Below are 23,890 nucleotides of genomic sequence, written 5' to 3'. Positions count from 1 at the left end.
CATTTTGTAACAATAATTAAGTATTATTTTCTTGTGAAAATATTTTCCATTGGAAAATATATATTATCTTTGTAATAACAAATTAGAAAAGATAATGGAAATGATGATAAGATTGTTTAAACAGAACTGGCTCACCCTATTAGGTATTGTAATAGGTATAGTGAGCGGCTATCTCTACTGGTTTTATGTGGGCTGTGTGGATGGAACATGTCCTATTGATGCTTCGCCTATGCTGAATATATTGCGGGGCGGGCTTTTGGGTGGACTTCTATTTTCATTCATCAATGGCCTTGTAGTGAAAAGAAAGGAATAATAACAAAAATATGAACGAATGAAACACCTCTTTTTAGTGGCTCTCACAGGAGCTTTACTTCTTACCTCGTGCGGAGGAGGAGAAGCGAAAACAACAAATACAACGAATAACGAAATAACAAAAACAGCAAGTAATATGAAAACAATACATTTGACAAAAGCCGATTTTCTGGCAAAGGTTGCCAATTATGAAACAAACCCGAATGAATGGAAATATCTGGGTGATAAGCCTGCTTTAATTGATTTTTATGCTGATTGGTGCGGTCCGTGCAAGGCGATAGCGCCGGTATTGGACGAGCTGGCAAAAGAATATGGCGACGATATCTACATCTATAAGATAGATACCGAGCAAGAGCAAGAACTGGCTGCTGTATTCGGTATCCGCAGCATTCCGACATTGATATTCGTACCGATGGACGGGCAACCGCAGGTGGCACAAGGTGCATTGCCTAAGCCGGAATTGAAGAAGTTAATAGACAGCGTTTTGTTGAAGAAATAACGGGTCTGTTATGGAAATGCCTAATATCTGCATATTAAGGGATATTTATAAGCTTATCCGCGATTTCGAGGTGCAATTCCAGCAAAAGTACGGTTTGTGCCTGAACGAAGGGATGTTGCTGTGTACGTTGAAGGATAAGCAATATACTTCGGGCGAGATTGCCGAGTTGCTTGGCCTGACCTGCTCGAATACTTCGAAGATTATCAAGGCATGCGAAACAAAAGGGCTTATCCTCCGTGCTTTAGGCAAGGATGATAAACGGCAGATGTATTTTAAAATATCGGATGCCGGATTGACCAAATTGACCGAAATAAGATGCGAAAGTGATAGTATAAATGAGCTTCTTACAGAGATAAAAAAATGATGAAAGAGGGGAGAAGGAATTCTCCTCTTTTTATATATTGGTTGCCTCTATCAACCTTTGGTAAACACTATTCCACTGCATAATACTGTCGTTGCCGATGATAAATAGTTGCTCCCTTGCGCGGGTGAGCGCTACATTCAGTTTGCGGTCGACACGCCCCTCCCGATCCATGTTGCTGAAATATTGCAGTTGATAAGGCTTATTGAAGCAGCACGAAACGATGATAATATCCCGCTGACTTCCCTGATAACGCTCTACGGTATCAATCATAATATTATCAATGCTCGGGATATCAGACGCACGCAATTGCTGCTTTATAAGCGCTATCTGATTGCGGTATGGCGTGATGATGCCAATCGATTGCCTCATGTCTAACGTTTGTCCGTTTGCTTCATATACCTGCCGGATGGCTTCTACCAGTTGCTTTACGATATTGGCTTCGGCTATATTTACTTTGTCCGATAAACTTGTTGTGTCCGTTACATTGTTCGGGATGAAAGCGATACGCTTGGTAGCTGCGAGTTGCTGCCATGAATTATCGGCATCATATACGGTAAAAGGAAGCTTTTCCTTCTGCCTGTTGGTTGCTATTTGCAGCTGATTATCATAAAAATTGATATTCACAAAGGCGGCTATTTCCTCATGCATCCGTCCGTGGAAAGTGAGTGTATCATAAGCGTCTTCCCATCCATTTTTTTCGCAGATACGATACAAGCGTTCGAATAGCGACTCGCGGCAGTTGGTTAGCTCTATATCATTTAATAACGCGTTGTTTACAATTGATTTCTCTTTGTTTTGCAACGTGATGGTAGATAGCTGTTTGTGGTCGCCTATCATCACAAATTTGTCGAACTGTGGCAATAAGCCGATTATTTGGGGTTCGAGTATCTGCGATGCTTCGTCTATGAGGGCTATATCGAAATGCTTCATCTCGAATAATTCAGGGCGTCCGACAATAGAGGCCAATGTGCCGACAAAAATGCGGTTGTCGCCGATGCGTTTAGTCAGTTCCGCCCGGCTTTGTACATCCTGCGAAAGTATTTGTAGCAGCCGGTGGCGATAAGGTTCGGCACAAGAAAGTTCTGTCCCCACACGGATATATTTGTCGCAATCTTCGGCATTTTCGCCGAATACTGAGCAGATAGCGGCACACAACTCGTCAACAGCTCTGTTGGTATATGCTATGACCAATATCTGTGCGTCGGGATTTTTATACAATTCTTCGATTAACCGTCGGATATAAATAGACGTCTTTCCTGTTCCCGGAGGACCGACGAGCAGGAAATAATCCTTAGCAGCAAGGGCTTTATTAATAACGATTTGCTGTTTATCCTCTTTGACGGACTCATTCAGCGAAGAATCGGGTGTATAAGTTGTTTTTGGCTGCCGTTCACCTAACAATAGTTGTCTCTTATCCTTGGGCGAGGCAAGGAAAGCCGACAGGCTGCGATACATAGCATTGTAGCTGTGATCCAATTTGTCGTGCTCGACAACCCAATAGCGGTATTGGCTGAAAAAAGCTCTGTTCTTCTGCTTATAGCGGAAGCGGAGCAATACCGAATCTTCGGTTATCTCCATCACATTCCCTTTCAATATCTGGTTGCTAAGGATAGTATCGGCATTCTCCTGACGGGGGTAGAGGATGCAAATCTCACCTTCGCGGAAGTTGATGCAATCCTGTAATTCGGTGCGTCGGAAACGGATTTTCATATCCCTGCCGCTGTCGTCTATTTCTTCTATTTCGAGTCCCGAGATGAGTTCCAAAGCATCTTTTCGTTCGCTAAAGGCCGTGTTCCACAGCGTAGAAGTGCTCATCGACGAATCATAACCTTCGTCTCCCATTTTCTGGAGATACAGTTCGCGGGATATAAATGCGATGAAGCGGTAGAAATATTCCCGTTCCAATTCGCTGGTATTGTTGATAATATCGTGCAGGTCGGTTAGTTTTTGCACAAAGAAGTCGGGTACACGGTTGTAATTGGCTATATCGAATAACTCGTCGAACAGTTGGGCAGCCGTTTCGCTGTCGCCTGTATACAAATCGTGTTCGGTGGCAACAATCAGGTTGCGGGTGTTCACTATCTCTTTCTCCAACTGCTGATAAGTCGCCGCAAGACGGATATTTTCACCTTTATTTTCGGCGGAGGAATAGAGAATGGCGGCATATATGTCGCGCGCTTCCAAACCGAATACACTTTGAATCATCAGGCGGTAGACAACCGTCTGGGCTTCGTGATTCGGGGCAATCTTGGTCACATCTTCGCGGGGGTAGGGTGGCTTCCCCGATTTCAGTTCGAGAATGCGGGTTGTATCCGCACCGCCTGTATATTGCAATAGGTCTAACCTCCCCTGAAAACCATATTTCTCGGAGTAAAAACTTGGCTCTAACGTACAGGCCGAAATATCGAACCCGTTGGCGGGCATATCCTCCGTTACTACCCGTTTGATATTGTCGAACTGGATGCGTGCCCGAAGCATGAAATCTTTGAAGTCGCCTGTCGATTGAATATCCTTGCACGAAGCATATTCGAAAGGCATTTGCCTGAACGATTTGAGGAAAGTCTCTTCAAAAGTCAGTTCTTTGGCATTGTTGGCATATATCAGCTCGTCGAGAAAGAAGTTTGCCAGATTTCCCAGCAAAATATAATGGCTGTTGACGGGTTGTTCGAATTTCCGCCTGAAATAGTGCAGATACGAGCTTCCGTAGTTTTGGAAACATTCGGCAATAGCCGAAGCATCAATCAGGTAATCGGGTTCGAGGACAAAAGCTTTGGGGATATACTGTCCCTCCTCGTCCGTGCGAACGTCTATCAGGTTGAGTTGTGCGCCAATCCACAGACGGTCGATTGTGCTGTTGAATAACTCGTTGATAGGGGCGACGTTGTAGCGAACCCGCAATATATTATCCGAAAGATGTTCCGTCCGGCAGTGTAGTATTTCCTTTTCTCTGTCTATTTCCGTCACCTGTACCCGTATCCTGTCGAGTGGGATAGGGGCTGTCTGATGTGTGTTGCGGGATGCATCTTCCTGTATTGTCTCGCCTGATAAATGGCGGATGAGCTTGATAAAAGCCTGACGGGCAATCAGGTATTCGTCAGCGGAAATACTTGCTTCGCTGTCCTGCAATAGGTATGTAGCCCTTACGCGGAGGTTCTGCAATTGCCATTCGAGCGATTTGGGCAGATGGTACTTTTGAGCGATGAAGACAAGCCGCGAAAAAAGCGAAGGAAACTGCAACGATTCGTTCGCCGTAGTTTCCTTGCAATATCTTTCGAGTAAACGCTTTAGCTGTAAAAATCTTTCCTTAGCCGGCAATTCGGTTTTGTCGAGTTGCCCGATTTCAGTGTAGTAGCCGGATTGGAAATGATTGCAGGTCATCTATAGTCTACCACATAGAAATCGACATCGTTCAGGAAATCGAAATATAGCCTTTCGTTTCTTCCATACAAAGATGTTTCTCCGGATATAGTGACATTGATGTATCCTCTGTTATACATTTCTCTCATAGCATTTGCCATGAAGCTCTGGAAAGCAGAATTATTAATCTCGTATTCTTGCCCATCCATCGGAATGGATTCGCCATTCCTCCCGAATTCATAAGTTCCTACACCACTTATTGTTATACTAAAGTAATCTACACTTGCTCTTCCGTACGAATTTTGGCTGGCTATTATCAAGCTCGAATTCAAAACAGAATAATCATATACGTAACGGGGATCTATACTGTAACCACCGAGGTCTTTGTAACAATCATTGTATACTGTAAACTGTGCTCCAAAAGTTCCATCAGATGAATAGGTTGTTGGTGCTGTAGAAAAATCTGCAGCTCCTTCTATCCATCGTTTGTCATCCGAACTACAAGATGAAAAGGAAGCAAGTAATATTACGAATAGTCCTATAAAAGCGAATTTAATTGATTTCATGATAGTTAATTTGTGTTTGATCGTTGAAATAAATATCTTAATTTCTTATATATAAATCCAAATCATTGGTAAAGTAAACATCAAAAGGCTGACCTACTATAGGTCCATACCTGTCTACCATATCGACTACTATATATAGTCTGACACTACCATTATTATATAATCTGTTGAAGAATGCACGTACAAAATAATAATATTCCTCATCGCTATCGTCTATATACAGGTTATTTATACCCGGTCTGTCTATGATATAATTGATAGAAAGAGGCTCTCCGTTATCATTCTGTAACTGAATGATGATATCGTCACCAGTACGGAAATAAAGTCCTTCCTGTAACCACAATTCAAAAGAAGACTGGTAGATTTCGATGCCATATAGATCATCACCGGCATATAAATTACTGATATCATTCAGTGTAAAAGTTACATTGGCCTCCCAAGTTCCATCGGGTCTTGTTTCGGGAATTATGGGATAGCTTTCTGTTGAAAAATCAAGAGTTCCCCTTTTCACATAATCATGATTCGAATCTGAACAAGAAACGGATAAAAGAAGAGAAAGTGTTACGAATAATCCTATATAGGTAGATTTCAATAGTTTCATATTTTTTTTGATATTTAAGTTATAATTTATGTCTTCGATTAAATTAAAACAAAAGTAATATATTTATTGCAAATCTCCGTTGTTTCTACGCATATTCGGTTTGATTTATATTCTACATAATACAAAATGCACCCCGGCAATTTCAATTGCGCTTACATTTGCCATATTTGACTAAAATAATATAAAAAGGTTTAATCGCATTTCCTTCTTTTTTAATTTTTCTGTATCGGAATAAAATGTATCTTTGCTCCCGAAATCTTAGGGGTGCCTTAATAATACGGGCTGAGATCATACCCATCAAACCTGATCCGGATAATGCCGGCGTAGGGAAAGAGATATGCCAGTGCGCACGCATAACTTTTTACTTTTCGGGAACTTCTCTCAACAACAACCCCTTTTTTATGTTTAACAATATTGTACATGCCACAGCTGGCTGTCAATACAAAAAATGTTATCAATGAAAAAGGTACTATTTTCTATTGCTGCTTTTATGGCAGCAAATTTAGGGCTATATGCCGAACAACCGGAGCAACCGATCGATAGCCTCAAACAGGTAAAACTCAATGAGGTCGTTGTATCGTCGATACGCGTGGGGGCAAATGCGCCTGTGGCTTTCTCCAACCTCAACGAAAAACAAATCAAGCACGACAATGCTGCCAAAAACATTCCTTCGCTCCTGCAGACGCTTCCTTCTGTCGTGTCTTATACCGAAGGGGGTACGGGCATCGGAAACAGTTCGTTCCGTATTCGTGGGACGGATGCCAACCGAATCAATATTACACTGAATGGTATGCCCCTGAATAATCCTGAAAGTCAGGAGGTTTTCTGGGTAAATATCCCGGACTTGTCCAGCTCGCTGAAAAGTATGCAAATCCAGCGCGGGGTAGGGACGGCATCGAATGGTGCAGCCTCTTTCGGGGCAAGTATTTCGCTCGAAACGACAGGCTCGCGCTCGGAAGCATATGGCGAAGCTTCGACGGCTATCGGTTCATATAATGCTTTCACCTCCAGTATTGCTGCCGGAACGGGTATTATGAAAAGCGGCTTCTCGCTCGACGGGCGCTATTCCAAAACAACGGGTGACGGATATATCCGGAATGGTAAAGTCGACCACAAAACAGGTTACGTGAGCCTTGCACATTATACCGACGACCAGTTGATTCGCTTGGTCTATCTCAATGCCATTCAGCACACGGGCATCACATGGAACGGTGTCAGCCCCGATAAAATGAAGGAAGACCGACGCTACAATTCGGCAGGCGAATATTATGATGAGGCAAACAATGTACATTACTACGATAACGAAACGGATAACTATTATTCCAATATCGCACAACTCATCTATTCGCGTCATTTGGGCGATAACCTCACATTGAATGCGAATTTGAGTTATAACAATGGCTATGGATATTATGAGAATTACAAAGAAGATCAGAAATTCGGCAGTAAATTCGGCTTACCTGATCAGGTTGTCGGAGGCGTGACCTATACTAAATCGGATGTGATTCGTCGCAAGTTATTGTCTAATAACCTGCTTGCCGGGAATGCAAGCCTTACTTATAAAACGGGGAAGTTAAATGTCAGTGCCGGAGGGATGTATAGCTATTTCGATGGTTCGCATTATGGGCAGCTGCCTTGGGTGATGCATAACGAGAATATTTCGCCTGACTATAAATGGTATGTGGAAGAAGGTACAAAGCGTGATATGAACGGTTTCGTAAAGGCCGATTATGCTTTACTGGAAGGATTGGACGTATATGGCGAAATTCAGTATCGTTATGTCGATTACCGTTTGCGTGGCGACGATGATGAGATGATAGACATATCGCAGAATAATTATTATACTTTCTTCAATCCTAAAGCGGGAGCTTCGTATCGTTTTAAGGAGGGAAGCGAAGTATATGCTTCTTTTGGTATCTCCAATCGTGAGCCGTTGCGCGCCGACTTGAAAGATGCGCGTAAGAATGGCGCGGCAACTAAAGTCCGTTCCGAGCGGTTATATGATTACGAGTTGGGTTACCGCTATCGTCGGTCGGACTTATCCGTAGGGGTGAATCTCTATTATATGGATTACAAAGACCAATTGGTTCAAACCGGTAAATTGAGTGATTCGGGCTATAAGTTGCAACAAAACGTTCCCGACAGTTACCGTATGGGGATGGAAGTGGAGGCTGCATGGACACCCCTCAAATGGTTGCGGGTAGATGCTAATGCTACTATCAGCCGCAACAAAATAAAGAACTATACGGCTTATTATGATGTATACACGACTATTATCGATAAATACCCGTCGAGGCAAGAGGCTGTCACGATGAAATCGACTGATATATCTTATTCCCCCAAATTAGTAGGTGCTGGAATCCTGACTGTTATGCCGATGAAGGATTTGAGTTTCTCTTTGGTAAATAAGTATGTCGGTAAGATGTATTATGATAATACATCGAATAAAAATCAGCAATTGGACGATTATTTCCTTTCGGATTTTGTGGCGAGTTATACATTCGATACACATAAGATAGGGAAAATAGATCTTCAGATCTTTGTGTACAATGTCTGGGACAAAAAATATGTTGCTAATGCGATTACCTACGGAACGTATTTGTACGATGATGGGAATGCTCCTTATCATGACAACTATTTATTCCCGCAAGCACCTTGTAATATTATGGCACGTGTAGGAATACGGTTCTAAATATTTTTATATAAAAAAGTGTTCTTTTAAATTATACTGCCGCGCAACTGTTGTTGCTTGCCTTCAATACTTTTTGCTTGACCAAAAAGTATTCAAAAAGTCACGACTTAGCCGTCTAAGACGACCCACAGGCAACTTGTTCGCTGAGCAAAATAAAACTCGCTTCGCTCGGACAAGAATTTTGCTCTCACTGCTCACGGGCGTTGTGTGGGTACCCCGCTTATCCGGCAATGTCGGAGTCTTTGAAAAAAGACGTGCATCAGTTCCGTAGTTGGGGTACCCATCCGGTGCAGGCGGCGAGAGAATAAAATGCCAGAATGCGAAGCATTCCTTTATTTTATTCAGCCGGCAAACCGATTGATGGGTCAACGAGGAACGTAGCACTAGCCTTTTGGTTCGTTTTGGGCAATGCCAAAATGAACGAAGCAAGATGCCATAGGCATCGCGCAGATAAATGTATAAAATAAAGGAACTACAAAAATAGAGAGATGATTGATTATATAACCATGCATTGGATAAGTATAGTGGGCACAGTATTGGGCCTGCTATACTTGTATCTCGAATATAAGGCCAATATCTGGATGTGGCTGGTAGGTATCGGGATGGCGGCATTTTTTGTCGTTATCTATTACAATACACAGCTGTATGCGAGTATGGTCATATATGTTTATTTCTTATTAGGCTCTATTTATGGACTTATAAAATGGCAGAGAAGCCGTAAGAATGAAAATACCGATCAGGATATTATCCTCCGTGCTCCCCGAAAGGTTCTGATACCTACTATTACTGCAATCGTCGTCGTTGGAGGGATTATTTATATGCTTCTTATCACCTTGAGTAACAATCAGGGAGGAGTTACTATTGGAGATTCTGTCACAACCTCGCTCAATGTAGTCGCTTTGTGGCTGGCTTCGCGCCGATGGGCTGAACAATGGTTGCTTCTAATTCCCGCTAACGGTTTATCGGCTATATTGCTTTTCATTCAACAGGATGAGATTTCTGCTGCGATGTTTGCCGTTTATTTTGTGGTGTCTATATTCGGTTATTTCAATTGGAAAAGATTGGCTAAAGCATAGGTGATTGATATAAGTAGACAAGTAGACAAGTAAACGAGTAGACAAGTAAACAAGTAGACAAGTAAACGAGTAGACAAGTAAACGAGTAGACAAGTAAACGAGTAGACAAGTAAACGAGTAGACAAGTTTATTAGTTACGGGATATTTTATCTATACAAGGAAGCAATCCGCGAGGGATGTTTCGTTGTGTTCTTTATTTTGTGCCCTTACTGGTTAAGTAGTTATTGAGTATACAAGTTAACGAGAAAAAGGTGACACTGAGTTCCACGAAGAAGGCACTGGGGCACACTGAGAAAAAGTAACCCGATAAAAACATCGAAAATGAGTAGAGATATGTTACTTTTTTTGTCACTTCGAACGGATGTGAAAAGTCTCTTTCCGCGAAAGTGATGAGATACTTGACTCGCCTGCGCTCCTCGATTGTTGTTTGTGGTTAAGAAAAAATGACAAAACAAAAAACGCTGTATCGCGTCAAATATGTCAAGAGTGTCAAGTTTTAACTAAATTCCGATTGATAATCAGATTGTTAGTGTTTTGTAATATGTTCTTATTGACATTTCTAAGGAATTGGAGTACATTTGTACAACCAAATCACTGAAATATTAAGACTTATAATATGAAATACAAATCGATTATGGCATTGGCTCTTGGTGCAACAATGCTTGCATGTAATTCGCAGAAAGAATCGGTCGAAACCACTCCTGTCATCGGGAAATCGACTGTTAAGGTAGAAAACGGGATAATGACACCCGAAGTGCTGTATAGTTTCGGACGCCTTTCGGATGTTCAGGTGTCGCCGGACAAATCAAAGATACTGTATGGTGTCGGCTACGTGAGTGTAGAAGAGAATAAGACGAACAGGGAACTGTTTGTTATGAATGTTGACGGTTCTGACCGAAAACAGATAACCCTAACACCGAATAGCGAAAATAATGCCGTATGGATGGCAGGAGGCAGCAAGATTGCCTTTTTGAGTAGCGAGAGCGGTTCGCCCCAGATATGGACGATGAATCCGGATGGAACGGAACGTCAGCAAATCAGTGATATCGAAGGTGGTATCAGTGGCTTTACTTTCTCTCCTGACGAGAAGAAAGTACTTTATATTAAGAATGTAAAATTCGGAGAGCGGACGGTGGATATGTATCCGGATTTGCCAAAGGCTTCGGGACGTGTTATAGATGACTTGATGTATAAACATTGGTCTGAATGGGTAGAAGAAATTCCGCATAGCTTTGTGGCAGAGGTTACGGGTGATACCATCAAAACAGGAACAGACATTCTCGAGGGTGAACCGTATGAGTGCCCGATGTTGCCATTCGGAGGCACAGAGCAATTAGCATGGAACCCCGACGGAAAAACAATCGCCTATACCTGCCGCAAAAAAACAGGTTTGGAATATGCTGTTTCTACGAACTCGGATATATACCTATATGACATAGAAACAAAAGCAACTAAGAATATAACTGAGGGGATGATGGGGTATGATATCAATCCGCTATTTTCGCCCGATGGGAAATATATTGCCTGGCAAAGCATGGAGCATGACGGCTACGAGTCTGATAAGAACCGTTTGTTCGTAATGGATTTGAGTACAGGTGAAAAGAAATATATTACCGAAGACTTCGACTACAATGCCGATGCTATTATCTGGAACAGCGATAATCAGAGCCTTTATATGATTTCATGCGTCGAAGCCAGAACACATATTTATAAGGTATATATTCATACCAAAGAGATAAACGCCATTACAAGCGGCGATTACGATTACGAATCGTGTGCTTTGGCAGGGGAGGGGGCGCTGATTGCTGTGCGTCATTCCATGTCTCAGCCGAATGAGATTTATTCGGTCAATATAGCAGATGGAAAAGCGACAGAGCTAAGCTTTGAGAATAAAGATATATTAGAGCAACTGACAATGGGTAAGGTTGAAGCACGTTGGATTGAGACTACCGACAAAAAGAAAATGTTGGCGTGGGTCGTTTATCCGCCGAACTTTGACCCGAATAAGAAATATCCGGCTATATTATACTGTCAGGGAGGCCCGCAGAGTACAGTGAGCCAGTTCTGGTCGTATCGTTGGAATCTGCAGATGATGGCGGCTAACGGTTATATTATAGTCGCTCCCAACCGTCGCGGATTACCGGGATTTGGAACGGAATGGAATGAGCAAATCAGTGGGGACTACGGTGGCCAGAATATGAAAGATTATTTGTCGGCTATCGATGCCGTATCGAAAGAATCGTATGTGGATGAGACGAAATTGGGCTGTACAGGAGCCAGCTACGGAGGATTCTCTGTTTATTGGTTAGCCGGAAATCACAACAAGCGCTTCAAAGCATTCTTCTCTCATGCAGGCATCTTCAATCTGGAAGCTCAATACCTCGAGACGGAAGAGATGTGGTTTGCTAACTGGGACTTGGGTGGTTCGTATTGGGATAGGAATAACAATATCGCTCAACGGACTTATGCCAATTCGCCTCACCGCTTTGTCGACAAGTGGGATACACCTATTATGGTCAGCCACGGAGAGTTGGATTACCGCATTCTGGCATCTCAGGGAATGATGGCATTCAATGCTGCCAAATTGAGGGGTATACCGGCGCGTATGCTGATTTATCCGAATGAGAACCATTGGATTGCCCAGCCTCAGAATGGAATCCTATTCCAGAGGGAGTTTTTCCGTTGGTTTGATGAATATCTGAAATAATTATCTATATATAAACTCTTGATAAAAAGATAAGTATAAAATGCGGTGCAAAAAAAGAGCCATTTCGATAAAAAAATCTCTCAAAATATTTGGAGAATGAGGGAATGACGTCTATCTTTGCATCGCATTTCAAAGGAAATGATGTTCAAAAAAATGGTGTGGTAGTTCAGTTGGTTAGAATACCTGCCTGTCACGCAGGGGGTCGCGGGTTCGAGTCCCGTCCATACCGCGGAAAGCCTAAGTCAATAGGCGCCAAAAAAGAGACAAGTCCTTCATATTCAGTGAATATGAGGGACTTTTTTTATTTATGTTGTCTTAGGAAAAAGCCAAAATAAAGCCAAAAAAAGACATTTAGTGTGTCCCATTTCATACCCCAAACCAAAAAGGGACACAGGGGGTACGAGAAATCAAAGAAAAAGGGGTACGAATTGTCCAAAATTGGCAGTGTGTTGTCGGGAATTGGCAGTCTGCATAAAACTCATTAACAGATAGTTTACTTTAATTTTGTAACATTAAAAAATGAGTTTATGAAAAGTACATTTAAAGTTCTTTTCTTTTTGAAAAGAGACAAGCAAAAATCCGATGGCAGTGTTCCTATCATGTGCCGGATTACAATCGACGGACAAATAAGCCGTTTCAGTACCAAATTAAATGTGCATCCTAAATCATGGGATGTAAAGTCGTCAATGGCTCTGGGCAGAACAAAAGAAGCTGTCGAGATAAATACCTTTCTGGAAACAATTAAAACAGGCTTATACAACGTTTACCATGATTTACTCACCAAAGAGAACAATGTTAATCCTGATCGGGTTAAAAATATCTTTCTTGGTCTTGAAATTAAAAACCAAACCGTACTCGAATTATTCCAACGGCATGTTGATGATATCGCTAAATTGGTTGGTATAAGCAGGGCAAAAGGTACACTTCAAAAATATGACGTAGCCCGTAGGCACATGGCTAATTTTATTAAAGAGTATTATAATGTTGCTGATATTTCTTTGAAAGAGGTAAATCACTCCTTTTTGAGAAATTTTGAAGTGTACCTAATGACAAGCTGCAAATGTAAGGAAAATACTACTGCTAAATTCTTACAGCGATTCCGCACTATTATTCTTTTCGCCAAAAATAACGGTTGGATTCACATTGATCCTTTTGCCAACTATAAAATAAAGTTTAAGAAAGTCGATAGAGGCTATTTAATGCAAGAACAAATAGACGAAATCATGAAGAAACAATTCTCTTCTGAACGTTTGGAGCGAGTAAGAGATATCTTTATTTTTAGCTGTTATACCGGACTTTCCTATATAGACGTAAAAGGATTGGATGAAAGTAATATCCGCATTTCATTTGATAATAATTTGTGGATAATGGGGAAACGTGAAAAGACAGGTACAAGCTACAATATTCCATTACTCGACATTCCAAAGCAAATTATTGAGAAGTATAAAGGGACGATGCCCAATAAGAAAGTTCTCCCTGTTCCAAGCAATCAAAAAGTGAATGAATATCTCAAAGAAATCGGAGCTGTTTGCGGTATTGACAAAGATTTAACATTTCATCTTGCAAGACACACTTTCGCCACTCTTACGCTTACAAAAGGAGTTTCCATTGAAAGTGTATCAAAAATGTTAGGTCATACAAACATAAAAACTACCCAAATTTATGCAAGAATTACCGATGTTAAGGTAAGCAACGATATGGCTTCTTTTGCTGAAAAACTTGAAGAAAGGCGAATCAAATCTAAATCTAATTTAGATAAACTTTTTGAATGCCTTTCATTGCATGAAAAAATGGCTTTATTTAATCTTCCCGGCACTCTGTCTGATGATCCCGAAAGATTAAAGCGTATATCTGTCATGTGGCATAGCCTTTCAGAAGAAGAAAAATTATCTCTCTGGTCTAATACTTTTGAAAATGAAGGCAATCTCACTTTTAAATCGGAAAAAGCCAATACTCAATTAGCTGTTTAACCCACTAATTTTTAATAGTAATGAAAAAAAATGAATATTCAACAGTAATAGCTCTGTTCGACGAGTATAATAAGAATGTATATAAGGTTAAAGCCTTATCTACCTACCTGAAATATGAAGCGGTGAGAAACTATATCGCTGATTACATTAAACAACGATATGGGAAAGTTGATTACTTGCTGTCCGAAATCGACGTCAATTTCATAATAGGTTTTGAAAATTACCTGATGAAGTTTCGCAAATATAACGTAAACACAGCCGCCAAGAAAATAGAATTATTCCGTCGTATTGTAAATATAGCCTGTGAAAAACAGGCTATATCCAACAACCCTTTTAGCCATTACCGGATTAAAAGGCAAGAGGTAGTTCGTGCCTTCCTTTCGGAAAAGGAGTTACAGTCTATTTTGAGCAAAAAGTTTTCGACTAAAAGACTTGAACAAGTAAGGGATGTATTTATCTTTTCCTGTTTTACAGGTCTGAATTATTCAGACTTATCAATGCTAACAACCGAAAATTTTGAAACAGATAAAGACGGTAATCCTATTATCAAAATTATGCGGAGCATGACATATACACCTGTTATAATCCCTTTGCTTTCAGTTCCGCAGAAAATTTTGAATAAGTACAGTCAAAATTTACCGATAGCAAGTAATCAAAAGATGAATGATTATTTGAAAGAAATCGGTGATATTTGCGGTATTGGTAAAAATCTCACTTTCAGGGTTGCAAGAAACACATTTGCGACTACTATTACCTATATGAATGGGGTACCCATTGAAACAATATCCCGAATGTTAGGACATACCAATATAAATACAACCCAAACATTGGTACGAATGGATAACGGAAAGATTGGGCGGGATATGTTGAAATTATCAGAACACCTTACAGGTATGGATACTGCATTAAACCTCTAAAAATATTTATCATGGAATTACAAATTATTCAAAGCAAGATTTATGAAATCCGAGGTATGCGAGTTATGTTGGATTACGATTTGGCTGAATTATATCAGGTTGAAACCAAAAATCTGAAACGTTCTGTTCGTCGGAACATAGACCGTTTTCCTCCGGATTTTATGATTGAACTCTCAAAGGAAGAGTACGATTTTTTAAGGTGCAATTTTGGCACCTTAGAAAATCAAGGACAAGGGCAACACGTAAAATACTTACCTTTTGCATTTACTGAACAGGGTATAGCCCAACTGTCAAGCGTTCTTAACAGCACGTTGGCCATTCAGGTTAATATATCTATTATCAGAGCTTTTGTCGCTTTACGACAATATGCACTGGGTTATGCGGAATTAAATCGTAAATTGGAGGAATTTATGGTGGAAACAAATATGCAGTTTAGTGATATTTACCAAGCTCTTACCGAACTTGCATCACAAAAGGAACTGGAAAATAAACCCCGTAAGCGTATTGGTTATAATGTTCAACAGGATGAAGAATAATATATTATGGAACGAGGATATATAAATATTAAAGAAAATAGTGAAAATCAACTGATTGTTGAAGCAAAACTTGTAAATTGCACCCTGTGGGTAACGAAACATCAAATTGCCGACTTATTTAATGTATTTGTCAATACGATTGGTAACAATCTACGGAGTATATTCAAATCCGGCTTGCTCCGTGAAGAAGATGTTACCCGAATACATAAATTTGAGAGCAACGGGCACCCATGCGAAACGGTACTGTATAATCTGGAAGCACTGATATTTGTCAGCTACCGTGTAGCATCTTTTGAAGCAAAAGCATTTCGGGAATGGGTAATGAAAGCATTAACCGAATATACCCGGACTGATAATAAAAAATCAACAGAAGTTCTGATAGTATATAACCTACACTCAAAACTTCCGGCTATTTCGATGAATTAATAAACGTTTAATACATTTAGATATGAAACACGTATTTTATTTACTTATCGCTGTTTTTATGGTTTCCTGCGGTTCAAACTCATCAACGAGTAATTACGAAAAAACCATTACTGATAACCTGTTAAAAGGGAGCGACACAAAAGAAAATCTCAACTTCAAAATTATTGAGATTAGCGAAACCGGCAACGTTACGGTTGCCGACAGTATCGCCTATCTTACTGATGAATTTCAGAAAAATAATCAACCTAACATCAGTAAGATTGAGCTGGCTAAAAAAATGAGTGAAGATCTACTGGCAAGAGAAAAAAATCAAGCTAAAATTGATAAATACAATGCTGATATTGCACGGATGAGCAATACTATTGATTCTCTAAAAAATCTTACTCCGGATAATCTTAACGGATATGACAGTAAGAATCCGAATGATGTTCTTGCCGTAATTGTTAGATGCAAATACTCAATCGCTCCGGGTGGAACAGCCGTTGAAGAAACATTTGATTTCTACTTATCTCCTGACGGCAGCAAATGCTACGGAAAAACCAGAGCAAAATAAAAATACATATCACAATCCAAATGGAGCCTGTATCGTAAAAATCGGTACAGGCTTTTTTTGTATATAGCTTTCCTTTCTGTGAGGAAAGTTCTGCGTTTTATTATGATAAACGCAAAGCAGACAACCAAATTTCCTTTTTTCTGTACTTCCCTCGGTATAATTTCTTCCTCATTTAGTTATGACCATAAAAAAGGAGGGGTTCGGAGTGAACGAGTATCAGGCGCGAATTTATTTCATGTTTATTGGCTGCACAAGATCAGACGTGTTTTTAAAAAAATCTTCCTCGATTCAAAATCTCTTTTGTAATAGATTTTAAGAAATTATCCGGGCAATAATTATAGCCTCTTTTCTTAAAGAAATGTATCTGCACCCCAATCAGGTACAGGAAAGCGAGTGTATTTTTTTGAAAAATCTTGATGCTGCCAAAAAGCACTGCGTGAGTAAGGCACCTGAAACTCGATCACACCTCACCCTCTCCATACTGGCATAAAAAAAAAGTCAGAAATTATGAGAAGTACAGAAAAAAATAGGAAACAACGACCGACAGCCTACCATCCAATTAGCATAAAATTGGTTTTAAAAATCGTTTTGGCGGTTTTGGGCTTCTGTGTGTGGGGAACAGGGTTTATTTGGGCTTTAGTGGGCTTGTATCTCTTTCTTCCTGTTATACGGGGTATCCTCTCCTTTTTCGTGGGTATGGGTGCTATAATCCTCTTTATTCTCGCAATGCTGACCTTTTTATAATCCCTTAAAATTTAGAGTTATGAGCAAAGTATTTTTATTAGGAGCAAACAAGGAAATTGACAAGGCTATACAGGTTGTTCAAGTCAATCAGGTTATCCAAATGGAGGGTTATAGCTATGACAGATATGTAGTCTATGACATCGTTAAAAATAACTGGGGTATCACTTACAAGCTGATTAACCTACGGAAAAAAGTTTTTCAGACAGCAGACATAATCAGACCATTAAGCGAAAAATTCGGTATCGGTTATTATTACGACAGCGAAAATCCTGAATTTATGGATGGTTTTGAAGTGGCGTTACTTCTTCAGGAAGCGAAAGACATAGTTAAAGCGGAAACAGACGAAGCCGAAAAAGAGAAGATAAGAGTAGAAGAAGTTAAGGTAATAGGGCGTAAACGTTTTGCCGAGATATTTCCCGAAGATGCGCAAGCGGTAATCGTGGCACGTCTGAAACAAAACGAAAGCGATAGTCAAACCGACTATTACGGAAGTAGCACACAACGCACCGTCATTTTAGGCTTTTCCAAACATAAAAGGGATATTTTTTCCGAAATGCGTAAATACGCATCAAACTTCGAGGAAACCGCCTATTTAGCCGAGTTTAACGAGGATTACGAAAATAGGGAAAAATACTCTATGGGTGCAGGGTATTATTTAGGAGAATATAGGCATAGCGGTTGGATAATTAAAAAAGTGCCAGTATATAACCGTGAACGCACTATTGAAGATTTTGCATACACAGCAGGAAGCGAAGATAATATACATATCAGTAAGTCCAACACAACGCCACCAACCAACCAGACAGGGGAAAGTAAATGCGGTTGTACAATGGTTGAGTATTCAGCCAAAGCAGTAGCGGTATTCGGGGAAACCAAAGCAATTAAAGACGAACTAAGAGCAATGGGAGGACGCTTCAACAGTCGATTAACCTTTAATGGGAAAAAAATTAAAGGATGGATTTTCCCGAAATCACAAGAGCAAAGGTTAGCCTATTATTTCGGATTGGATTAAACAATGTAGAACACAGGGCAGAGCCTATCTGCCCTACTAAAAACAATCACCATGAGAGTAGATATAGATATGAAATTCATCCACAGGTATAATAAAAACCTATCCTGTATAATTCTCGCAGAAACTGCAAAAGGGTGGAAAGTCAGCCAAACGGAAACCTTTGCCAACCCAAGAAAGAAGCCAAAAGTAACCGTCCAATTCTATCATGCAATTTGGTTTGATGACCAAAAAGGAGAATGGGACGCAGTAAATAATTAACAATCAAAAAACAATATATCATGTATTACGGATTAAAGAACCCCAATAGAAAACAAGAGTTCATTAATAGAATGAACCAACAAATTAAAGTAAATGAGAACCTTATAAAAGGTTTGGAAACGTGTGAGCCGTTTATCAGAGCCTTTAATGGCAAGGTAGCCAATTCAAAGCTAATTAAAGCCATATACACCGCAGAGAACCCGAACAACCTTTCTTACAGCATCACCGAAAAAAGAGGATGTAAAGGCATTGCAATCGGTATATCTGACAATAATCACAGAATGTATGCAAGTGTGGAGGGCAAAACATGGAATTATCTGACATCATACAACTGCGTTTTTCTCCTGCCAACAACCAAGCCTGATGAAAATTCACAAGACAGGATAAATGCGGATGAAGCAATCAAGCAAATTGAAATAGAAAAAGAATACCTCACAATTCTAATACAAGAATGTAAAGCCGATTTACAGATGTATGATGAAGAAATAACCGCATGGGAAGAACTTGAAAGGCAGATTGAAGCCTATGAACAAAAGTTCTCACCCAATCTGCGAGGAACTATAACAATGAGTGCAAGATAAAAGAAGTCAAACACGGGGCAGTAACCCTGCCCCACAAAATAACAGTCATGAAATACAGAGAATTGTCAGCATACGAAAAATTGCAAAAGATACAGGACATCAATTTTTGCAGGGCAGAACGCCACAATGTAGCTATATATCTGAACGCATTAAGACGTAACGACAGGGCGATAATAGAGGAATACGAGAGTTTTGGAAATACCCCTCGCCAGTTATTAATGAATAAACGAGAGTACGAAAGACATTTAGTATTTGGCTTCATTAAAAAGGAATTTAACGAATACGGTTGGTTGGAAAGACCTGATTTTTTGGAACGTGAAGAAATACAATTCCCACATCGGGACGGTTGGGCGGTATCTAACCATATCACACTGGGTAAAGGCTTAAACGGAAAATGGACTTATGGAATGAGTTACTCTCACAGTACAGGCGGATCAGGCTATGGGCTTAATGTATGGGGTAAAATATTCGACAATAGAAAAGACTGCCTGAAAGCAGCATTAAATGAAATGCTTACAGGACTTGAAAAAGACAGCAGTAAGACCGACCGATATGCAATCAATGTATTAAAACAAGCGAAAGCCTTATTTGACGAGATTACAGGGCGTAAACCTGTACAATTAGAATTATCATTCTTTTAATAAATCCAATCAATATGAAACCGAATAAAATAGCAATTATGTATAAGGGAGTTGTACATTTCCTGAACAGGGTAACAGGCGAAAGCAAGCATTATCAAATAGCTTTTGAAACTGACCGTTGGAGCATCCGTTTTTATCTGTTACAGAACGGTCAAATCCGAATAATCATAAATAAGTCTATCAAAAAGAGCGAAACGGAATATCATACGCATTTCTGCTATGACTGTTATTGCACACTTGATAAGAATGGTTTATTTCTCGATGACGTTCACGATCCTGCCACTTGCCGAAAGATAACCAACCCTACTAAATGGTTTACCATTGAACCCATGTTAAGGGATATTCACAACCAGTTAAAAGAAGAACTGGAAGCCTTGCACCCTTTCGACCTGATACACGATATAAGAGATTTAGAACACTTCATATACAGGAAAATGGAAGAATACGGAAAGGTAGAATTTACCGTAAACAACTCCCTACGTTTCGGTATCGGTGAAAATGCCTATACCACAAGCGAAGAAGCATTGAAAGCCAAAGAAAAAGAACCTGTTGTTTTGCTAAATCTATTCAATGGCAATCATATAATATCTAAAGACACTATCATCTTTTTCCTGTACTGGCTTTTGGACAGGGATAAAGAATTAAGTGTATCAGACGGACAAAAATTGAAAACGGTTGTCAGATCATTTGAGGAAAGTCCCAAAAAGCCGAATGAATGGTCTTTGCAAACTCTTAATACGTGGTGGCAATGGCTTAGTTTTGATGAATTTGAAGATATTACAGGTATAGAGCAGGACAGAGACGGCAATAATGAAATAGATGCAAAATTCCTTGATGATGCCAACCAATTTTGGCAAAATAAAACCTTTCAAGAAAAAATCAAAATTTATCAATCCAATTCACACTTACATGAGATTGTAAAAGAAAGGATTGAAGCATATGAATAACCAAAGGGCGGAGTAATCCGCCCATAATCTCAAAAAGCATGAAATTGAAAGTAAATAAAACAAATAAGACCTGCACAATTAGCGGACTAACTTCAACCGAAGTTGATGTAATATTGGGAATCGTAGATACTGCTAACAGGCGATGTTTCCGAGAACAAGAAGATAGCGGAGAATGGTATAGCAACGATGATTTTGTACTATCACTTACCGATGAACAACGACAAGCGTTGTCAAAAATCGGAGAAGAAATACAGCAAATTTATAACAGTTAATTATCAATATCATGGCACAGGAAAAAATAGACGATTGGATGCAAGATGCCAAAGACCTTGCAAAAGCGGAACGGGAACTCAAAATAGAACATTGGGTATATATAACCTTTGAAGTAAGGGACGAGGACAGAAACCGTGAAATACTACATATAATCGACATCCCTCGTGCCATGTTAGACCGTTGGCGGTGGGTTATTGAGTGGCGCAGGGCAAAATTGGTATGTAAATACCCCCGTAAGAAAATTTGGGTATATCACTGTGCATACGACAAGCGGACGGGATTGCAAACAGGTTTTGACTTCCTTTTAGGCAAAGTAGCTTCGGCAAAAGCGCAGATAACTAAGGTAGAAAGGGCAATCGCCAAATATATCGACTATATGACACACAATGACCTGTTTTTCAATCTTGAAACGGATGAAAAGTTACTCAAAGCCAAAGCCAAATTGGAACAGAAAAAGAAAAATTATAATGAAGCGTATGCCATTTTACAGGCAGAAGTCATCAAGCATAAACAGAACAGCACCATGTATAAATTATTTATTGGATTCAAAAAGTTGGGCGAGTTCAGCTCTATAATGGAAGCCAAGAAATACGCAGATAATAGCGGACTATCAGGTACTTTTAACCTGATTGGAGACAAGTATCAAGATAATTGGTATGTTTCCTCAATGCAAGTACAAACCTCTAAATAACAAAGAATATGACAACAATAAAAGACATAGATGGAAACATAATTGAAGTAACAGATTTGAACGCCGCCATTGACGAATGTAAGCGTTGTAAAGACAGTCCGTATAAAATGGAAAGCGGACACACCGTAGGCGAAAATTATGCCTATATGTTGGAACAACTGCTCCCGCTTCAACAACAAAGCCGTCGTTCACGTTGGTTGGAAGGTACAGAAATGCGCTACAATCAGGGCAAGCGTTTTACAAAAATGGATATTGCCTATGAAATCGGTCGGCACGAACCGTATCACCCTGCCTCTCTCTATTGGGATAGCCTGCGTCGAGAGGAACTTGTAGCGTTCTTCAATGAAATGTTCGGTACAGATATTCGTTGAATTTTCCTCTTTATACACGAAAAAATCCCGACGGAACACCGTCGGGATAGCTATTATATCACTAAATATTTTTTAGATTATCCTAATACAGTGAGTATTAAAATCTTTTAGTTAAATTCACGCCGTAATAAAAGTTATACAATATGTCAGAATCAATTAAAACCAACAATATACCAGAACAATGGGTTGCTTATTTCAGCCACATCGAAGATCATCCCGCTAACGTCCTGATGAACCTCGCGCTGGTAGACTTAGCCCCAATAGATAACCTCAAAGAGTTGCTGCTATTTACTATTCAGATGCTCTCCGCAGATGAAAACGGATTATTCACGGCAGAAGAAGAATCCGAGGTACTACACAGCATCCAAGAAGAAATCATCGAGGCTACCGAAAAGAAAAATGTCATCGTCGCAGGAATCGTTAAGTCAAACGGTCTGATGAATATGTACCTTTATGTAAAACACGGAAAAGAATGCGAGGAACTCTTAAAGTCCGTCATGAATGTACATCCCGAATACTCGTACAACATTGAAGTGCAGAAAGACAAGGATTGGAATACCTACTTCGACTTGTTGTACCCATCCAAATACGAACTGCAAACCATAGAAAACCAGTCGGTCTTATTCCAACTGGATCAGGACGGCGACGACTTCAGCAAAGAAAGGGAAGTGGATCACTTTATCTATTTCCCGACCGAAGAAGGGCGAGAGCAGTTTATTCGGGAAGTCGAAACGCTCGGATATAAAGTGGCGCTAAAAGAAACCGTAGATCATGGCGATTCCTATCATTTCGCATTGCAAATCTCCCGGCTAAACAATGTCATGCCCTCAGAGATTAACGAATATACATGGGAGTTAGTAACATTGGGTAATGACTACGGTGCCAAATACGACGGTTGGGGATGCTGCCCACAAAACAGCAGATAAAATATAGCTGATATAAAATAAACAGACGCGCGGTTTCCGCCCGTTACTATTCTTATGAGATCTGCAAATTATTTGAGAGAAAATATACAAATAATTTGCAGATCAAATGACATTATTTAATTTTTAGCAAGTTTCAATATCCTAATTGCCCCTCTTATAACAATAAGGAATACAATACTACCGATAATAAGGTCGGGTATCTGATTATTCAACTGCCATACTAAGAATCCGGCAAGAATTACCCCTGCATTTATTATTACATCGTTGGATGAAAAGATGATACTTGCCTGAATATGGGCATCTTTGCTCTTCGTCCTTTGAAGTAAAAGCAAACATATAACATTAGCAATCAAAGCAAGTACGGATATACCTATCATTGTTTGAAAAACAGGCATTTCCTCTGTACCTGTAAACCGTCTGATTACCTCTATAAAACCAACGGCAGCCAAAAGTATCTGGAAATATCCGCAAATCATAGCAACACGCTTCTTACGGCTTACGGCTGCACCGACTGCAAACAAACTTAATCCATAAACAAAAGCATCAGCAAGCATATCAAGGCTATCAGCAACCAATCCCATAGATTTGGATATAATACCCGTTGACATTTCAATCAGGAAAAAGCCGAAGTTAATAGCCAGTACAATCCAAAGGACTTTACGCTGTTTGCTATTTTCCTCTGCCTGGACTTCTCCTGTTACTTCTTTACTTTCAATAAAGCGTGAACCGAGATTCAAGGTAGCAAGCTGCTTTTCGATTTCCTGATAGTCGCCTGTATGGTAAACAGTAAATATCCTGCCTTTCAGGTCAAATTCCTGCTTTGCAACACCCTCTATATTTTGGAGTTTCATCCGAATGAGGTTTTCCTCA

The 23,890-nt window shown here is 40.0% G+C and carries 24 protein-coding genes, 1 tRNA gene, 1 pseudogene and 1 riboswitch; of the genes and pseudogenes, 22 read left to right on the top strand and 4 right to left on the bottom strand.

Annotated features, from left to right (window positions below):
• Nucleotides 1–100 precede the first annotated feature (100 nt).
• The 3 genes from D0T66_RS02720 to D0T66_RS02710 are packed head-to-tail and all read left to right on the top strand — an operon-like array spanning nt 101 to nt 1,175.
• The gene (locus D0T66_RS02720; RefSeq protein WP_370520754.1) at nt 101–313 is read left to right on the top strand and encodes a hypothetical protein; all 213 of its coding nucleotides are present in this window, start codon (nt 101–103) and stop codon (nt 311–313) included.
• Between the two features lie 18 nt (nt 314–331).
• Nucleotides 332–811: a thioredoxin gene (trxA, locus tag D0T66_RS02715; protein ID WP_163355369.1), complete on the top strand. Its 480-nt coding sequence runs from the start codon at nt 332–334 to the stop codon at nt 809–811.
• Between the two features lie 16 nt (nt 812–827).
• Nucleotides 828–1,175 carry a MarR family winged helix-turn-helix transcriptional regulator gene (locus tag D0T66_RS02710; RefSeq protein ID WP_163355543.1) on the top strand — a complete coding sequence of 116 codons (348 nt, stop codon included), beginning with the start codon at nt 828–830 and terminating at the stop codon, nt 1,173–1,175.
• Between the two features lie 30 nt (nt 1,176–1,205).
• On the opposite strand, the gene D0T66_RS02705 is transcribed toward D0T66_RS02710, so the two are convergent.
• The 3 genes from D0T66_RS02705 to D0T66_RS02695 are packed head-to-tail and all read right to left on the bottom strand — an operon-like array spanning nt 1,206 to nt 5,699.
• Nucleotides 1,206–4,553 (bottom strand): AAA domain-containing protein, encoded by a 3,348-nt coding sequence (locus D0T66_RS02705; RefSeq protein ID WP_163355368.1) that lies wholly within the window; start codon nt 4,551–4,553, stop codon nt 1,206–1,208.
• Entirely contained in the window at nt 4,550–5,098 is a 549-nt protein-coding gene (locus D0T66_RS02700; RefSeq protein WP_163355367.1) for a hypothetical protein, read from the bottom strand. Before D0T66_RS02700 ends, D0T66_RS02705 begins: the two co-directional genes overlap by 4 nt.
• 37 nt (nt 5,099–5,135) lie before the next feature.
• On the bottom strand, nt 5,136–5,699 hold the full coding sequence (locus tag D0T66_RS02695) for a hypothetical protein (protein WP_163355366.1): 564 nt from the start codon (nt 5,697–5,699) through the stop codon (nt 5,136–5,138).
• 250 nt (nt 5,700–5,949) lie between these two features.
• Nucleotides 5,950–6,046: riboswitch (TPP riboswitch) on the top strand.
• Nucleotides 6,047–6,156: 110 nt separating this feature from the next.
• On the opposite strand from D0T66_RS02695, the gene D0T66_RS02690 reads away from it, so the two are divergent.
• From D0T66_RS02690 to D0T66_RS02600, 19 genes and pseudogenes are all read left to right on the top strand, one after another.
• Nucleotides 6,157–8,391 carry a TonB-dependent receptor gene (locus tag D0T66_RS02690; protein ID WP_163355365.1) on the top strand — a complete coding sequence of 745 codons (2,235 nt, stop codon included), beginning with the start codon at nt 6,157–6,159 and terminating at the stop codon, nt 8,389–8,391.
• A gap of 488 nt (nt 8,392–8,879) precedes the next feature.
• On the top strand, nt 8,880–9,467 hold the full coding sequence (gene pnuC / locus D0T66_RS02685) for a nicotinamide riboside transporter PnuC (protein WP_163355364.1): 588 nt from the start codon (nt 8,880–8,882) through the stop codon (nt 9,465–9,467).
• A gap of 616 nt (nt 9,468–10,083) precedes the next feature.
• Nucleotides 10,084–12,174 carry a S9 family peptidase gene (locus D0T66_RS02680; protein WP_163355363.1) on the top strand — a complete coding sequence of 697 codons (2,091 nt, stop codon included), beginning with the start codon at nt 10,084–10,086 and terminating at the stop codon, nt 12,172–12,174.
• A 155-nt stretch (nt 12,175–12,329) separates the two neighbouring features.
• A tRNA-Asp gene (locus tag D0T66_RS02675) sits at nt 12,330–12,403 on the top strand.
• Between the two features lie 298 nt (nt 12,404–12,701).
• Nucleotides 12,702–13,892, top strand: a pseudogene (locus D0T66_RS02670) (site-specific integrase); the annotation flags it as partial.
• A 272-nt stretch (nt 13,893–14,164) separates the two neighbouring features.
• A complete protein-coding gene (locus tag D0T66_RS02665; RefSeq protein ID WP_129733282.1) occupies nt 14,165–15,061 on the top strand; it encodes a site-specific integrase in 897 nt (298 codons plus the stop codon).
• An 11-nt stretch (nt 15,062–15,072) separates the two neighbouring features.
• A complete protein-coding gene (locus tag D0T66_RS02660) occupies nt 15,073–15,597 on the top strand; it encodes an ORF6N domain-containing protein (RefSeq protein ID WP_129733283.1) in 525 nt (174 codons plus the stop codon).
• A gap of 6 nt (nt 15,598–15,603) precedes the next feature.
• The gene (locus D0T66_RS02655; protein ID WP_129733284.1) at nt 15,604–16,023 is read left to right on the top strand and encodes a virulence RhuM family protein; all 420 of its coding nucleotides are present in this window, start codon (nt 15,604–15,606) and stop codon (nt 16,021–16,023) included.
• Nucleotides 16,024–16,045: 22 nt separating this feature from the next.
• Entirely contained in the window at nt 16,046–16,576 is a 531-nt protein-coding gene (locus D0T66_RS02650; protein ID WP_129733285.1) for a hypothetical protein, read from the top strand.
• A 507-nt stretch (nt 16,577–17,083) separates the two neighbouring features.
• Nucleotides 17,084–17,320: a hypothetical protein gene (locus tag D0T66_RS02645; RefSeq protein WP_203558333.1), complete on the top strand. Its 237-nt coding sequence runs from the start codon at nt 17,084–17,086 to the stop codon at nt 17,318–17,320.
• Nucleotides 17,321–17,339: 19 nt separating this feature from the next.
• Nucleotides 17,340–18,332 (top strand): fusion protein, encoded by a 993-nt coding sequence (locus tag D0T66_RS02640; protein WP_129733287.1) that lies wholly within the window; start codon nt 17,340–17,342, stop codon nt 18,330–18,332.
• Between the two features lie 51 nt (nt 18,333–18,383).
• A complete protein-coding gene (locus D0T66_RS02635) occupies nt 18,384–18,590 on the top strand; it encodes a hypothetical protein (RefSeq protein ID WP_129733288.1) in 207 nt (68 codons plus the stop codon).
• Between the two features lie 20 nt (nt 18,591–18,610).
• Complete coding sequence (locus tag D0T66_RS02630) at nt 18,611–19,171, top strand: hypothetical protein (protein ID WP_129733289.1); 561 nt, start codon at nt 18,611–18,613, stop codon at nt 19,169–19,171.
• Nucleotides 19,172–19,218: 47 nt separating this feature from the next.
• Nucleotides 19,219–19,812 (top strand): hypothetical protein, encoded by a 594-nt coding sequence (locus tag D0T66_RS02625; protein ID WP_129733290.1) that lies wholly within the window; start codon nt 19,219–19,221, stop codon nt 19,810–19,812.
• 14 nt (nt 19,813–19,826) lie between these two features.
• The gene (locus D0T66_RS02620; RefSeq protein ID WP_129733291.1) at nt 19,827–20,759 is read left to right on the top strand and encodes a hypothetical protein; all 933 of its coding nucleotides are present in this window, start codon (nt 19,827–19,829) and stop codon (nt 20,757–20,759) included.
• A 38-nt stretch (nt 20,760–20,797) separates the two neighbouring features.
• Nucleotides 20,798–21,031, top strand: a complete 234-nt coding sequence (locus D0T66_RS02615; RefSeq protein ID WP_129733292.1) for a hypothetical protein — start codon at nt 20,798–20,800, stop codon at nt 21,029–21,031.
• Between the two features lie 11 nt (nt 21,032–21,042).
• Nucleotides 21,043–21,723 (top strand): hypothetical protein, encoded by a 681-nt coding sequence (locus tag D0T66_RS02610; RefSeq protein WP_129733293.1) that lies wholly within the window; start codon nt 21,043–21,045, stop codon nt 21,721–21,723.
• An 8-nt stretch (nt 21,724–21,731) separates the two neighbouring features.
• Nucleotides 21,732–22,094, top strand: coding sequence for a hypothetical protein (locus tag D0T66_RS16330; protein WP_229058435.1), 363 nt, complete (start codon nt 21,732–21,734; stop codon nt 22,092–22,094).
• Nucleotides 22,095–22,237: 143 nt separating this feature from the next.
• Entirely contained in the window at nt 22,238–23,020 is a 783-nt protein-coding gene (locus D0T66_RS02600; RefSeq protein ID WP_129733294.1) for a DUF695 domain-containing protein, read from the top strand.
• A 116-nt stretch (nt 23,021–23,136) separates the two neighbouring features.
• Here D0T66_RS02600 and D0T66_RS02595 read toward each other — a convergent pair whose 3' ends face one another.
• Nucleotides 23,137–23,871, bottom strand: a complete 735-nt coding sequence (locus tag D0T66_RS02595) for a cation transporter (RefSeq protein WP_255489688.1) — start codon at nt 23,869–23,871, stop codon at nt 23,137–23,139.
• Between the last annotated feature and the right edge of the window lie 19 nt (nt 23,872–23,890).

It is taken from the genome of Dysgonomonas sp. 25, assembly GCF_010501075.1.
In the GTDB taxonomy this organism is placed as follows: Bacteria; Bacteroidota; Bacteroidia; order Bacteroidales; family Dysgonomonadaceae; genus Dysgonomonas.
Note: the sequence above shows the minus strand (reverse complement) of the source record. Positions and strands in the feature narration are given on the sequence as shown.

Bases quoted from the DNA above. Each gene is read 5' to 3' on its own strand.
- D0T66_RS02720 (WP_370520754.1), top strand. From the start codon at position 101: ATGATGATAAGATTGTTTAAACAGAACTGGCTCACCCTATTAGGTATT.
- D0T66_RS02700 (WP_163355367.1), bottom strand. From the start codon at position 5,098: ATGAAATCAATTAAATTCGCTTTTATAGGACTATTCGTAATATTACTT.
- D0T66_RS02660 (WP_129733283.1), top strand. From the start codon at position 15,073: ATGGAATTACAAATTATTCAAAGCAAGATTTATGAAATCCGAGGTATG.
- D0T66_RS02595 (WP_255489688.1), bottom strand. From the start codon at position 23,871: ATGAAACTCCAAAATATAGAGGGTGTTGCAAAGCAGGAATTTGACCTG.
- D0T66_RS02710 (WP_163355543.1), top strand. From the start codon at position 828: ATGCCTAATATCTGCATATTAAGGGATATTTATAAGCTTATCCGCGAT.
- D0T66_RS02635 (WP_129733288.1), top strand. From the start codon at position 18,384: ATGAGAGTAGATATAGATATGAAATTCATCCACAGGTATAATAAAAAC.
- D0T66_RS02665 (WP_129733282.1), top strand. From the start codon at position 14,165: ATGAAAAAAAATGAATATTCAACAGTAATAGCTCTGTTCGACGAGTAT.
- D0T66_RS02615 (WP_129733292.1), top strand. From the start codon at position 20,798: ATGAAATTGAAAGTAAATAAAACAAATAAGACCTGCACAATTAGCGGA.
- D0T66_RS02630 (WP_129733289.1), top strand. From the start codon at position 18,611: ATGTATTACGGATTAAAGAACCCCAATAGAAAACAAGAGTTCATTAAT.
- D0T66_RS02645 (WP_203558333.1), top strand. From the start codon at position 17,084: ATGAGAAGTACAGAAAAAAATAGGAAACAACGACCGACAGCCTACCAT.
- D0T66_RS02695 (WP_163355366.1), bottom strand. From the start codon at position 5,699: ATGAAACTATTGAAATCTACCTATATAGGATTATTCGTAACACTTTCT.
- D0T66_RS02620 (WP_129733291.1), top strand. From the start codon at position 19,827: ATGAAACCGAATAAAATAGCAATTATGTATAAGGGAGTTGTACATTTC.
- D0T66_RS02600 (WP_129733294.1), top strand. From the start codon at position 22,238: ATGTCAGAATCAATTAAAACCAACAATATACCAGAACAATGGGTTGCT.
- D0T66_RS02705 (WP_163355368.1), bottom strand. From the start codon at position 4,553: ATGACCTGCAATCATTTCCAATCCGGCTACTACACTGAAATCGGGCAA.
- D0T66_RS02690 (WP_163355365.1), top strand. From the start codon at position 6,157: ATGAAAAAGGTACTATTTTCTATTGCTGCTTTTATGGCAGCAAATTTA.
- D0T66_RS02655 (WP_129733284.1), top strand. From the start codon at position 15,604: ATGGAACGAGGATATATAAATATTAAAGAAAATAGTGAAAATCAACTG.
- D0T66_RS02680 (WP_163355363.1), top strand. From the start codon at position 10,084: ATGAAATACAAATCGATTATGGCATTGGCTCTTGGTGCAACAATGCTT.
- trxA (WP_163355369.1), top strand. From the start codon at position 332: ATGAAACACCTCTTTTTAGTGGCTCTCACAGGAGCTTTACTTCTTACC.
- D0T66_RS16330 (WP_229058435.1), top strand. From the start codon at position 21,732: ATGACAACAATAAAAGACATAGATGGAAACATAATTGAAGTAACAGAT.
- pnuC (WP_163355364.1), top strand. From the start codon at position 8,880: ATGATTGATTATATAACCATGCATTGGATAAGTATAGTGGGCACAGTA.
- D0T66_RS02650 (WP_129733285.1), top strand. From the start codon at position 16,046: ATGAAACACGTATTTTATTTACTTATCGCTGTTTTTATGGTTTCCTGC.
- D0T66_RS02625 (WP_129733290.1), top strand. From the start codon at position 19,219: ATGAAATACAGAGAATTGTCAGCATACGAAAAATTGCAAAAGATACAG.
- D0T66_RS02610 (WP_129733293.1), top strand. From the start codon at position 21,043: ATGGCACAGGAAAAAATAGACGATTGGATGCAAGATGCCAAAGACCTT.
- D0T66_RS02640 (WP_129733287.1), top strand. From the start codon at position 17,340: ATGAGCAAAGTATTTTTATTAGGAGCAAACAAGGAAATTGACAAGGCT.